13 protein-coding genes are annotated in these 12,159 nt (G+C 70.6%); 9 read left to right on the plus strand and 4 right to left on the minus strand.

Translation table 11 applies throughout. From position 1 onward, the window contains the following. Positions 1-8 precede the first annotated feature (8 nt). The gene (gene gshB, locus ACT80S_RS10100) at positions 9-962 is read left to right on the plus strand and encodes a glutathione synthase (RefSeq protein ID WP_377415501.1); all 954 of its coding nucleotides are present in this window, start codon (positions 9-11) and stop codon (positions 960-962) included. Positions 963-965: 3 nt separating this feature from the next. On the opposite strand, the gene ACT80S_RS10105 is transcribed toward gshB, so the two are convergent. Continuing rightward, positions 966-1,730, minus strand: coding sequence for a class II glutamine amidotransferase (locus tag ACT80S_RS10105; RefSeq protein ID WP_377415502.1), 765 nt, complete (start codon positions 1,728-1,730; stop codon positions 966-968). An 83-nt stretch (positions 1,731-1,813) separates the two neighbouring features. Between ACT80S_RS10105 and ACT80S_RS10110 the strand changes: the two genes are divergently transcribed. Together ACT80S_RS10110 and ACT80S_RS10115 are read left to right on the plus strand one after the other, a co-directional pair. Further along, positions 1,814-2,293, plus strand: a complete 480-nt coding sequence (locus ACT80S_RS10110; protein ID WP_377415503.1) for a BTAD domain-containing putative transcriptional regulator — start codon at positions 1,814-1,816, stop codon at positions 2,291-2,293. 213 nt (positions 2,294-2,506) lie between these two features. Next, positions 2,507-3,451 (plus strand): hypothetical protein, encoded by a 945-nt coding sequence (locus tag ACT80S_RS10115; RefSeq protein WP_377415504.1) that lies wholly within the window; start codon positions 2,507-2,509, stop codon positions 3,449-3,451. Here the strand turns inward: ACT80S_RS10115 and ACT80S_RS10120 are convergent. From ACT80S_RS10120 to ACT80S_RS10130, 3 genes are read right to left on the minus strand one after another with little or no spacing between them, the layout of a single operon-like run. Beyond that, complete coding sequence (locus tag ACT80S_RS10120; protein WP_377415505.1) at positions 3,448-3,675, minus strand: cysteine-rich CWC family protein; 228 nt, start codon at positions 3,673-3,675, stop codon at positions 3,448-3,450. The two genes, ACT80S_RS10115 and ACT80S_RS10120, sit on opposite strands and share 4 nt — an antisense overlap. 12 nt (positions 3,676-3,687) lie before the next feature. After that, positions 3,688-5,889 (minus strand): malate synthase G, encoded by a 2,202-nt coding sequence (locus ACT80S_RS10125; RefSeq protein WP_377415506.1) that lies wholly within the window; start codon positions 5,887-5,889, stop codon positions 3,688-3,690. A 22-nt stretch (positions 5,890-5,911) separates the two neighbouring features. After that, positions 5,912-6,592, minus strand: a complete 681-nt coding sequence (locus ACT80S_RS10130; protein WP_377415507.1) for a haloacid dehalogenase type II — start codon at positions 6,590-6,592, stop codon at positions 5,912-5,914. A gap of 83 nt (positions 6,593-6,675) precedes the next feature. Between ACT80S_RS10130 and ACT80S_RS10135 the strand changes: the two genes are divergently transcribed. The 6 genes from ACT80S_RS10135 (at position 6,676) to lptB (ending at position 12,154) form a co-directional block, all read left to right on the plus strand. Next, the gene (locus ACT80S_RS10135) at positions 6,676-7,593 is read left to right on the plus strand and encodes a LysR family transcriptional regulator (protein WP_377415508.1); all 918 of its coding nucleotides are present in this window, start codon (positions 6,676-6,678) and stop codon (positions 7,591-7,593) included. A gap of 36 nt (positions 7,594-7,629) precedes the next feature. Beyond that, entirely contained in the window at positions 7,630-9,303 is a 1,674-nt protein-coding gene (argS, locus tag ACT80S_RS10140) for an arginine--tRNA ligase (protein ID WP_377415509.1), read from the plus strand. Between the two features lie 19 nt (positions 9,304-9,322). Then, entirely contained in the window at positions 9,323-9,991 is a 669-nt protein-coding gene (locus ACT80S_RS10145; protein WP_377415510.1) for an SPOR domain-containing protein, read from the plus strand. Between the two features lie 25 nt (positions 9,992-10,016). Next, the gene (locus tag ACT80S_RS10150; RefSeq protein ID WP_377415557.1) at positions 10,017-10,646 is read left to right on the plus strand and encodes a thiol:disulfide interchange protein DsbA/DsbL; all 630 of its coding nucleotides are present in this window, start codon (positions 10,017-10,019) and stop codon (positions 10,644-10,646) included. A 96-nt stretch (positions 10,647-10,742) separates the two neighbouring features. Further along, a complete protein-coding gene (gene lptA / locus ACT80S_RS10155; protein WP_377415511.1) occupies positions 10,743-11,360 on the plus strand; it encodes a lipopolysaccharide transport periplasmic protein LptA in 618 nt (205 codons plus the stop codon). Positions 11,361-11,368: 8 nt separating this feature from the next. Continuing rightward, positions 11,369-12,154 (plus strand): LPS export ABC transporter ATP-binding protein, encoded by a 786-nt coding sequence (gene lptB / locus ACT80S_RS10160; RefSeq protein ID WP_377415512.1) that lies wholly within the window; start codon positions 11,369-11,371, stop codon positions 12,152-12,154. Positions 12,155-12,159: the final 5 nt, after the last annotated feature.

The following is a 12,159-nucleotide window of genomic DNA, read 5'->3' on the forward strand; positions in this document are numbered from 1 at the left end:
AGGCTGGCATGGAGATCCTGTTCGTCGCCGACCCCCTGGAGACCTTCAAGGTCTACAAGGACACCACCTTCGCGATGATGCGCGAGGCGCAGCGCCGCGGCCATCGGGTGGTGGCCTGCGAGCCGCGCCACCTTTCGTGGCGCTCGGGCGGCGTGGTGGAGGCGCAGGTGCGCGAGGTCACCCTCACCGGCGCCGACGAGGAATGGTTCGTCGAGAGCCACACCCGCGTGCGGGCCCTGCGCGAGTACGGCGCCATCGTGATGCGCAAGGACCCGCCTTTCGACAGCGAGTACTTCTACGCCACCCACCTGCTGGAGCAGGCCGAGCGCGAGGGCGCGCGCGTCTTCAACAGGCCGGCGGCGCTGCGTGACCATCCCGAGAAGCTGGCGATCATGCAGTTCCCGCAGTTCACCAGCCCCACCCTGGTCACGCGCGACGAGCAGGCCGTGCGCCGCTTCCACGCGGAGCACCGCGACATCATCCTCAAGCCCCTCGACGGCATGGGCGGCATGGGCATCTTCCGCGTGCGCGACGACGGTCTGAACCTGGGGGCCATCGTCGAGTCGCTCAACGCCGGCGGCGCCACCACGATCATGGTGCAGCGCTACGTGCCGGAGATCGTGCACGGCGACAAGCGCGTGCTGGTCATCGGCGGCAAGCCGGTGCCCTATTGCCTCGCCCGCATCCCGCAGGGCGGCGAGGTGCGCGGCAACCTGGCCGCCGGCGGCAAGGGCGTGGCGCAGCCGCTGTCCGCCCGCGACCGCGAGATCGCCGAGGCCCTGGGGCCGGTGCTGGCCGCGCGCGGGCTGCTGCTGGTGGGCCTGGACGTGATCGGCGACTGCCTGACCGAGGTCAACGTGACCAGCCCCACCTGCTTCCAGGAGATCACGCAGCAGACCGGCTTCGACGTGCCGGCGATGTTCATCGACGCCCTCGAGGCGGCGCTGAAGTCGAAGGCGTAGCGGTCAGCCGGCGGCCTGGCCGTCCACGAACACCCGCAGCTCGCCGGAGGCGAAGGGCGTCCAGGCCTCGTTGGTCGTGAGGGGCGCGGTCACCACCACGGCCACCCGGTCGCCCGGCGAGGCGACCTGCGAGAAGTCCACCGACAGGTCCTCGTCCGCCAGCTGCGCGTGGGCGAAGGGGTGCCTGCGCTCGACGAAGAACAGGTTCGTGGAGCAGTGCGCCCACAGCGCCTGGCCGTTGGACAGCAGGAAGTTGAAGGTGCCATGCCGCGCGATCTGGGGCGCCAGTTCGCGCAGCGTCAGGGTGAGCTCCTCGATGCTCGGGACGCCGGCATGCGACTTGGCCAGCTCCTGCATCAGCCAGCAGAACGCGCGCTCGCTGTCCGTGTCGCCCACCGGGTGGAAGCCGGCATGCAGGCGGGGGTGGAAGTCCTTCAGCGTGCCGTTGTGGGCGAAGACCCAGTAGCGCCCCCACAGCTCGCGCACGAAGGGGTGGCAGTTCTCCAGGGCCACCTCGCCCACCGTGGCCTTGCGGATGTGGGCGACGACGTTGCGGCTCTTGATCGGGTAGCTGCGGATCAACTCGGCCACCGGCGAGGTGGCTGCCGGCAGGTGGTCCACGAAGTGCCGCACGCCCCGCCCCTCGAAGAAGGCGATGCCCCAGCCATCCCCATGGTGGTCGGTGCGCCCGCCGCGCTGGGCGAAGCCGGTGAAGCTGAAGGTCACGTCCGTGGGCGTGTTGCAGTTCATTCCGAGGAGCTGGCACATGGCGCCATTGTCGCCCCGGCCGGCCCTGAACTCACCGCCCGTCCGGGTTACTGATGGGCTGCCTCGACCATCCGGAGACATGCATGACCGAGCCGCCGCTGGACCTGACCACGACCGAGGGCCTGTTCGATGCCCTGGTCCTGAATGGCGTTGCGCCGGCTCGCGTGCAGGGCTTCACGCCCGAGCAGCTCGCGCAAGTCCATGCGCAGGCCTGCGCCGACCTGGAGGCGGGGCGCTATCACGAGGCCGTCGACCGCGGGGCCTGGCTCGTCGAGCAGGACCCCTGGGATCGGCGGCACCACCTGGTGCTGGCGGCGGCGCTGCAGCACCTGGGCCAGTGGGAGGCGGCGGGGCGCTTCTATGTGCAGGCCCTGCTGATGCAGGCCACCGACGCCCACTGCGCCTACCGGGCCGGCGAGTGCCTGGGGGCGATGGCGTCTTTCGAGGAGGCGCGCGAGGCCTTCGAGACGGCCATCCAGCTGTCCTGGCTGGACCCGGCGTACGAGGAGGTCCGGGCGGCGGCGCAGCGCCGGCTGGACCAGATCGCCCAGCTGGGCGCTTGAGTGACGGGAGCTGACTGCATGAGCGTGTTCAACGACGGCGGGGCCCGCCCGCGTTCCTCCTCGCTGCCCGCAGCGTTCACCGGGCCCGGGCCCTCGAGGGAGCTCCTCTCCCTGCATCCCGACGGTGCCCCTGTGTCCTGGCAGCCCGTCCCTTTGCCAGCGCTCCAGCCGAAGACCGAGGCGCAGGTGCAGGCCCCGGACGACACCTCCCCCTTGCCTGAACCCCCCGGCCCGAAGCCGGCCACGATCGCCGCCCCCGAGCTGGGCGAGGCGCAGGCCGCTGCCGTCAAGCGTGTGCGCGACTCCGCGCAGGCCCTGGAGACCGCCTTGCGCCAGGGCGTGGACGTGGCCCGCAAGAACTTCGTGGGCAAGCTGTGCAGCGTCGCGGCGGGTTCGGTGATGCTGGGCCTGGCCATCGCAGCGACAGTGGCTACCGGCGGCGCCGCCGCTCCCCTGGTGGCCTTCACCGGGCTGCGGCTGCTGATGTCCGTCGCGGATGCGCGCGCCGCGCGGGAGTGCGTGAAATGCGCCGAAGCGAATCTGCGCGGCGAGAACCGCACGCCACCGCCCCTGGGGCCCAATGCGCTGGGCAACTGGCTGCATGGCAAGCTCAAGGGCCGCTATGGCGATGACAAGGCCAAGGTCTATGCCGCTTACGGCTCCACGGCCGTCGCCCTGGGCCTGTTCGCGCTGACCGCGGCGATCAAGGTGCCGGCCACCGCCGCCAAGCTGTCCGTCAAGGCGGTCAAGACCGCCACCCTGGGCCTGATGGCCCTGGTCTGGGGCAATGACACCTGGGTGATTTCCAAGGGGGATCGCCAGCGCGTGACGATCGATGAGGCCCGCCAGGTGTTCCGGGAGGCGGAGCGCGCGCTCCGTGACCACGATCCGCAAGGCCTGGGAATCGCGGAGATCCGGCGGGGCCTCGGGGAGCGCCTGGGCGCGGATGGAAAGGCTGCGTCCGCGGGGGGCGGCGACGTCTTCCTCCGGCAGCTGCTGGAGCCGTCACGCGAGGAGGACGACCGGGCCATTGCCATCACGCCCGCCGCCTCCCAGGCCCGGGCCGAGGCCCAGGAAGCCCGCGGCATCGGCCGCGGCGTCGGCCTGGCCAGCGTGGTGGCCGGCCTGGTCAACGACCTGAACGACTGGCTCGACTAGCCGGCGTCCGCCTTCCCCGGCGCCGCGCAGGCGGCGCAGATGCAGGCCTTGCGCCGGGCCTCCTGCGGCACCCGCGCCAGCAGCGCCTCGGTGAACTCGACGCGCGTGCACCAGCACGGCGGCTGTTCCTGCCCGGTGGCGCGCTGCGCCTCCATGGCGCAGCCATTCGGGCCGCCGCACAGGGGGCAGCGGCCCGGGTCGATGGAGGGCGCGGTGCCTTCCACCTTCCGTCTCCCTCAGGCCTTCGCCTTCGCCTTCTGGCGCCAGGCGTGCAGCAGCGGCTCGGTGTAGCCCGCGGGCTGCTCCTCACCCTTGAACACCAGGTCCAGCGCGGCGCGGTAGGCGTAGCTGGTCTCCCAGTTGCCGGCCATGGGCTGGTACAGCGGGTCGCCCTTGTTCTGCTTGTCCACCACCTTGGCCATGCGGCGGAAGGTGGCATGGACCTGCTTGGGGGTGACGATGCCGTGGCGCAGCCAGTTGGCAATGTGCTGGCTGGAGATGCGCAGCGTGGCGCGGTCTTCCATCAGGCCCACGTTGTGGATGTCGGGCACCTTGGAGCAGCCCACGCCCTGGTCGATCCAGCGCACCACGTAGCCCAGGATGCCCTGGACGTTGTTGTCCAGTTCCTGCTGGCGCTCCTCGTCGCTCCAGTGGGCCTTGGGCGCCACCGGCACCTGCAGCAGGCCGTCGAGGATCTCGTCGCGCACGGCGTCGGCGGAGGTCTTGGCCAGCTCCTTCTGCACGGCGAACACGTCGACCTGGTGGTAGTGCAGCGAGTGCAGCGTGGCCGCGGTGGGCGAGGGCACCCAGGCGGTGTTGGCGCCGGCCTTGGGGTGGCCGATCTTCTGCTGCAGCATGGCCGCCATCAGGTCCGGCATGGCCCACATGCCCTTGCCGATCTGCGCGCGCCCGCTCAGGCCGCAGGTCAGGCCGACCAGCACGTTGTTGCGCTCATAGGCCTGGATCCAGGCGGAGGTCTTCATGTCGCCCTTGCGCAGCATCGGGCCGGCGCGCATGGCGGTGTGCATCTCGTCGCCGGTGCGGTCCAGGAAGCCGGTGTTGATGAAGGCCACGCGGGCCTTGGCTTCGGCGATGCAGGCCTTGAGGTTCACGCTGGTGCGGCGCTCCTCGTCCATGATGCCCAGCTTCACGGTGTTGGGGGCCAGGCCCAGGACCTGCTCGACGCGGCCGAACAGCTCGCTGGCGAAGGCCACTTCCTTGGGGCCGTGCATCTTGGGCTTGACGATGTAGACCGAGCCGGTGCGCGAGTTGCGGATGCCGTCCTTGCCGTGGCCCTGCAGGTCGTGCAGCGCGATCGCGGTGGTGATCACCGCGTCCATGATGCCCTCGGGGATCTCCTTGTCCTCGTCGCCCCACAGGATGGCGGGGTTGGTCATGAGGTGGCCCACGTTGCGCAGGAACAGCAGCGAGCGGCCATGCAGGCGCACCTCGCCGTCGCCCTTGGGCGCGGTGTAGACGCGGTCGGGGTTGAGGCCGCGGGTGAAGGTCTTGCCGCCCTTGGCGACTTCCTCGGTCAGCGTGGCCTTGAGGATGCCGAGCCAGTTGCTGTAGGCGAGCAGCTTGTCCTCGGCGTCGACGGCGGCGATGGAGTCTTCCAGGTCCAGGATGGTGGACAGGGCGGATTCCAGCACCAGGTCGCACACGCCGGCCGGGTCGGTGGCGCCGATCGGGTGCGACTTGTCGATGCGGAGGTCCAGGTGCAGGCCGTTGTGCTGCAGCAGCACGGAGGCGGGCGCGGCGGCGTCGCCCTGGTAGCCCACGAACTGCTTGCCGATCTCGAGGCCGGAGGTGGTGCCGTCCTTCAGCGTGACGACCAGCTTGCCGCCCTTGACCGCGTAGGCGGTGGAGTCGATGTGCGAGCCCTCCTTCAGCGGGGCGCAGCGATCCAGCACGTAGCGGGCGTACTCGATGACCTTGGCGCCGCGCACCGGGTTGTAGCCCTTGCCCTTCTCGGCGCCGCCGGTCTCGGGCAGGGCGTCGGTGCCATACAGCGCGTCGTACAGCGAGCCCCAGCGGGCGTTGGCGGCGTTCAGCGCGTAGCGGGCGTTCAGGATCGGCACCACCAGCTGCGGACCGGCCTGCTTGGCGAGCTCGGCGTCGACGTTGGCGGTGGTGGCCTTCACGTTCTTGGGCGGCGTGACCAGGTAGCCGATCTTCTCCAGGAAGGCGCGGTAGGCCTTCATGTTCTTGATCGGGCCGGGGTTGGCGGTGTGCCAGGCATCCAGCTCGGACTGCAGGCGGTCACGCTCGGCCAGCAGGGCGGCGTTCTTCGGCGCGAGGTCGCGCACGATGGCGTCGAAGCCTTGCCAGAAGGCGGCGCGGTCGACGCCGGTGCCGGGCAGCACCTGTTCGTCGATGAAGCGGGCCAGGGCGGCGTCGACCTTGAGGCCGTGGATGGCGGTGCGGGCAGTCGTCATGGGTTCTCCGGGGTTTGTTGTCTCAGTCAAAAAAGGAAAGCACGTCGCGCAGGCTGTGGCCGATGCGGGTGGGCGGGGTGCCCAGTTCCTCGAAGGGCAGATTCTGGCGGTTCACCCACAGCGTGCGGTAACCGAACCAGGTCGCGGCCAGCGCGTCCCAGCTGTTGCTGCTCACGAACAGCACCTGCGCGGCGGGCAGGCCGGTGGCCTGCGTGCCCAGCGCGTAGGCCTGCGGGTGGGTCTTGTACTTGCGGATGCCGTCCACGCTGAGCACGTGGTCCAGCAGCCCGTCGAGGCCGGCGCTGCGCACGGCCACGCCCAGCATCTGCGGGTCGCCGTTGGACAGGATGCCGGTGGCCACGCCGCGATCGCGCAGCGCCTGCAGCACCTCACGGTCCTCGGGGAAGGCGGACAGGTGCCGGTACTGGTTCATCAGCTGCTGCTCGCGGGCCGGCGTGAGGTCCAGGCCCAGGCGCTTGCAGGCATAGCGCAGGCCGGCCTGGGTCAGGTCCCAGAAGGGGCGGTAGTGCGCGCCGTCGTTGCTGGTGGTGACCAGGCGGGTGTACTCGATCTGCTTGTCACGCCACAGCACCGACAGGGCCTGGCCCTGGCCGGGAAACAGCTGCTCGGCCAGCAGGCCGACGCTGTAGACGTCGAAGAGGGTGCCGTAGGCGTCAAAGAGCACGGCGCGCGGATGTTCCATCCCGCGACTTTATTTGATACTTCTCGGGCGATTAACATGCCAAAAATCAAGTCGTCTTTGACTTTTTGTTAGGTAATTTCGCCATGGACAAGCTCAAGCAGCTCGAATCCTTCGTCTCCGTCGCCACCCGCGGCAGCCTCACCGCGGCGGCCCGGGCCGAGGGTGTGGCCCCGGCCATCATGGGCCGCCGGCTCGACGCGCTGGAGGAGCGCCTGGGCGTGAAGCTGATGGTGCGCACCACCCGCCGCCTCTCCCTCACCCACGAGGGCAGCGCCTTCCTGGAGGACTGCCAGCGCGTGCTGGCCGACCTCTCGAATGCCGAGGCCAGCGTGAGCGCCGGCGGGGTCAAGGCCAGCGGCCACCTGCGGGTCACCGCGCCGGCCGGCTTCGGGCGGCGCCATGTGGCGCCCCTGGTGCCGGGATTCCGCGAGCTGCATGCCGACGTCACGCTGTCCCTGAACCTGAGCGATCGCGTGGTCGACCTCGCCGCCGAAGGCTACGACTGCGGCGTGCGGGTGGGCGACTTCCCCGACTCCTCCCTGGTCAGCGTCCGCCTGGCCGACAACCGCCGCCTGTGCGTGGCCACGCCGGAGTACCTGCGTCGGCACGGCTCGCCGGCGCATCCCGACGACCTCGCCCGCTTCGACTGCCTGGTGCTTTCGAGCGAGGCCTCGCAGACCCGGGGCTGGGCCTTCCGCGACGCGGGCGAGGTGCTGTACCTGCGCCCCGCCGGCCCGCTCGATTGCTCCGACGGCCAGGTGCTGCACGACTGGTGCCTGCAGGGCCGGGGCATCGCCTGGCGCAGCACCTGGGAGGTGGAGGCCGACATCGCGGCCGGCCGGCTGGTGGAGGTGCTGGCCGACTACGCCGCCCCGCCCAATGGCATCTACGCCGTGTTTCCGCAGCGCAAGCACCTGGCGCTGCGGGTGCGCCTGTGGATCGACTACCTGCGCCACCAGTTCAGCCTGTCGGGGCTGGGCCGGCCCATCGCGGCCTTGTAGCGCGAAAGCTCGAGGGGCGGCCCGTAAAATCCGCCGATGCTCCAAGTCACCCAAGACCTGCTCGGCGCGCTCGCGTCCGGGCTCGAACAGCTGCAGCCCGGCGCGGGCGCGAAGGCGGCGTTCGAATCCCCCAAGGCCGCCGCCCACGGCGACCTCGCCTGCACCGCGGCCATGCAACTGGCCAAGCCCCTCAAGCAGAACCCCCGCCAGGTGGCCGAGGCCCTGAAGGCCGCCCTGCTGGCGAGCGAGGCCTTCCAGCGCTGGGTCGACGCGATCGAGATCGCCGGCCCCGGCTTCATCAACATCCGCCTCAAGCCCGCCGCCAAGCAGCAGGTGGTGCGCGAGGTGCTCGCCGCCGGCGCGGCCTTCGGCCAGCAGCCTGCCAACGGCCAGCGCATGATGGTGGAGTTCGTCTCCGCCAACCCCACCGGCCCGCTGCACGTGGGCCACGGCCGCCAGGCCGCCCTGGGCGACGCGATCTGCAACCTCTACGCCAGCCAGGGCTGGAGCGTGCACCGCGAGTTCTACTACAACGACGCCGGCGTGCAGATCGGCACCCTGGCCACCTCGACCCAGCTCCGGATCAAGGGCTTCAAGCCCGGCGACGCCGAGTGGCCCGAGGCCGCCTACAACGGCGACTACATCCAGGACATCGCCAACGACTTCCTCGCGAAGAAGACCGTCAAGTCCGACGACCGCGAGTTCACCGCCTCCGGCGACCCCGACGACCTCGACGGCATCCGCCTGTTCGCCGTGGCCTACCTGCGCCACGAGCAGGACCTGGACCTGCGCGCCTTCGACGTGCGCTTCGACCACTACTACCTCGAGTCCAGCCTCTACACCAGCGGCAAGGTCGACGCCGCGGTGCAGCGCCTGCGCGACGCCGGCAAGACCTACGAGCACGACGGCGCGCTGTGGCTCAAGTCCACCGAGTACGGCGACGACAAGGACCGCGTCATGCGCAAGGGCGATGGCTCCTACACCTACTTCGTGCCGGACGTGGCCTACCACATCACCAAGTTCGAGCGCGGCTTCACCAAGGCCATCAACATCCAGGGCACGGACCACCACGGCACCATCGCCCGCGTTCGCGCCGGCCTGCAGGCGGTGGGCCTGGGCATCCCGCAGGGCTTCCCCGACTACGTGCTGCACACCATGGTGCGCGTGGTGCGAGGCGGCGAGGAGGTGAAGATCTCCAAGCGCGCCGGCAGCTACGTCACCCTGCGTGACCTGATCGAGTGGACCAGCAAGGACGCGGTCCGCTTCTTCCTGCTCTCTCGCAAGCCCGACACCGAGTACACCTTCGACGTCGACCTGGCGATCGCCCAGAACAACGACAACCCGGTCTACTACGTGCAGTACGCCCATGCCCGCATCTGCTCGGTGCTGGCGGCCTGGGGCGGCGACTCCGCCAGCCTGAAGGACGCCGACCTGTCGCCGCTGGACTCGCCCGCGGCCCAGGCGCTGATGCTGGTGCTGGCCAAGTACCCCGAGATGCTCACCGCCGCCGCCAAGGACTTCGCGCCGCACGACGTCACCTTCTACCTGCGCGAGCTGGCCGCGGCCTACCACTCGTACTACGACGCCGAGCGCATCCTGGTCGACGACGAGGGCGTGAAGAAGGCCCGCCTGGCCCTGGTGGCTGCGTGTGCGCAGGTGCTGCACAATGGCCTGGCCATGCTGGGCGTCGGTGCCCCGCAGAAGATGTGACAGCCAGGGAATCCCAGAGATGAATCAACAGCGCGGCAACACCCTCGTGGGCATCGTCATCGGCCTGGTGCTGGGCCTGGGTGCGGCCCTGGCGGTGGCGGTCTACGTCACCAAGGTGCCGATCCCATTCGTCAACAAGACCCAGACCCGCACGCCCGAGCAGGACGCCGCCGAGACGAAGAAGAACCAGAACTGGGATCCCAACGCCCCCCTGTACGGCAAGAACCCGGTGAAGCCGCCGGCGGAAGGCGCGGCCTCGGCGCCGGCTCCCGCCGGCGCGCCCGCCCCCGCCGCGACCCCGGCGCCACCGGCCTTGCCCTCGCTGGGCGGCTCGGTCGCCCCGGTGCCTGCGCCGGCCGCTGCGGCCAGCAAGCCCGCCGGCAAGTCGGCCGACCCGCTGGGCGACCTCGCGGCGGCCCGCGCCAACGCCCCGGCCGCGGCGGGCGCCGACCCCTTCATCTACTACGTGCAGGCCGGCGCCTTCCGCACCCCGGAGGATGCCGAGGCCCAGCGCGCCAAGCTCTCGCTGATGGGCCTGGAGGCCCGCGTGAGCGAGCGTGACCAGTCCGGCCGCCAGGTGTTCCGCGTGCGCGTGGGGCCTTTCGACAAGAAGGATGATGCCGACCGCAGCAAGGCGCGGCTGGAGTCCGGCGGCTTCGAGGCGGCCCTGGTGCGCGTGCAGCGCTGAATCCCCAACCTCTCACCACCCCATGATCCAACGACGCGATTTCTCCGCCGGCCTGCTGGCCGCCGGCGCCCTGTCCCTGGCTCCCGCCGCCTTCGCCCAGAAGGCTGGCACCGACTACCGCGTGCTGTCGCAGTCCGCGCCCGTGGAGGCGCCTGCCGGCAAGATCGAGGTGGTGGAGTTCTTCTGGTACAGCTGCCCGCACTGCAACGCCTTCGAGCCGCAGCTCGAGGCCTGGTCGAAGAAGCTGCCCGCCGACGTGGTCCTGCGCCGCGTGCCGGTGGCCTTCCGCGACGACTTCGTGCCGCAGCAGCGCCTGTTCTACACGCTGGAGGCGATGAACCGCCTGGACCTGCACGGCAAGGTCTTCGACGCGATCCACAAGGAGCGCCAGCCCCTGAACCGCGACGACACCATCCTGGCCTGGGCGCAGAAGTCCGGCCTGGACCGCGCGAAGTTCCAGGAGCTGTACGCGTCGTTCTCGGTGCAGACCAAGGCCCGCCGCGCCTCGCAGCTGCAGGATGCCTACCGCGTCGAGGGCGTGCCCGCCCTGGGCGTGGCCGGCCGCTTCTATGTGGACGGCGAGAGCGCCGGCAACATGGGCCGCGCCCTGCAGATCGTCGACGCCCTGGTCGCCCAGGTCCGCCAGGGGCGCTGACCCCGCTCGGGGTGCGGGGCCGGCCCGATGTTCCCGCCCCCACCGCCGGGTTGACCCGGATCCGGGGCGTACAATGCTCGCAAGATTCATGCCTCTATGAAGCGCCCCATCCTGTCCCTCTCGCTGACCCTCGTGGCCCTGCTCGTGGCGGGGAGCGCCTCGGCCGAGCGGGCCGACCGCAGCAAGCCGATGAACATCGAGGCCGACACCCTGCGCCATGACGACCTCAAGCAGGTCAGCGTGTTCACCGGCCAGGTGGTCGCCACCAAGGGCACCATCGTCATTCGCGGCGCCCGCATGGAGGTTCGCCAGGACGCCGAGGGCTACCAGTACGGCGTGGTCACCGCCGAGCCCGGCAAGCGCGCGTTCTGGCGCCAGAAGCGCGAGGGCGTGGACGAATACGTCGAAGGCGAGGGCGACACCATCGAATACGACGGCAAGGCCGACCGCGTGCGCTTCAACGGCCGGGCGGAGCTGCGCCGCTACCGCGGTGCCGTCCTGGCCGACGAGACCCAGGGCAGCGTGATCACCTACGAGAACACCACCGACGTCTTCACCGTGGACGGCGCGCCCCTCGGCAACCGCCAGGCCCAGGCCGGCAACCCCGGCGGCCGCGTGCGGGCGGTGCTGGCGCCGCGCGGCGCGGCCTCGGCGCCCGCCGCGCCGGCAGCGCCGCTGCGTCCCTCCACCACGCTGGGCGGGGAGCGCAAGTGACGGCGGTGATGGAAGCCGCGGACCGGGTGGAGGCTCCCGTGGCCGGCGCGAAGCCGAGCCGGCTCGAAGCGCTGCACCTGCAAAAGAGCTACGGCAGCCGCAAGGTCGTCAAGGACGTCTCCCTGGGCGTGTCCAAGGGCGAGGTCGTCGGCCTGCTGGGCCCCAACGGCGCGGGCAAGACCACCTCCTTCTACATGATCGTGGGCCTGGTGCGCGCCGACGGCGGCACCATCACCATCGACGGCCAGTCCGTCGAGCACATGCCGATCCACCGCCGCTCGCGGCTGGGCCTGTCCTACCTGCCGCAGGAGGCCTCGATCTTCCGCAAGCTGAATGTGGCGGACAACGTGCGCGCGGTGCTGGAGCTGCAGCTCGACGAACACGGCAGGCCCCTGGGCCGCCGCGCCGTCGAGGAGCGCCTGACCGAGCTGCTGCAGGACCTGCGGGTCGACCACCTGCGCGACTCGCCCTCCATCGCCCTGTCCGGTGGCGAGCGCCGGCGGGTGGAGATCGCCCGCGCACTGGCTACGCAACCGCGCTTCATCCTGCTGGACGAGCCCTTCGCCGGCATCGACCCGATCGCGGTCATCGAGATCCAGCGCATCATCAGCTTCCTCAAGTCCCGCGGCATCGGGGTCCTGATCACGGACCACAACGTGCGCGAGACCCTGGGCATCTGCGACCACGCGTACATCATCAGCGACGGCCATGTGCTGGCGCAGGGCACGCCGCACGAGATCGTGAACAACGCCGACGTGCGCCGCGTCTACCTCGGCGAGCATTTCCGCATGTAAGGCGG

It is taken from the genome of Ramlibacter sp. MAHUQ-53 (assembly GCF_052600055.1).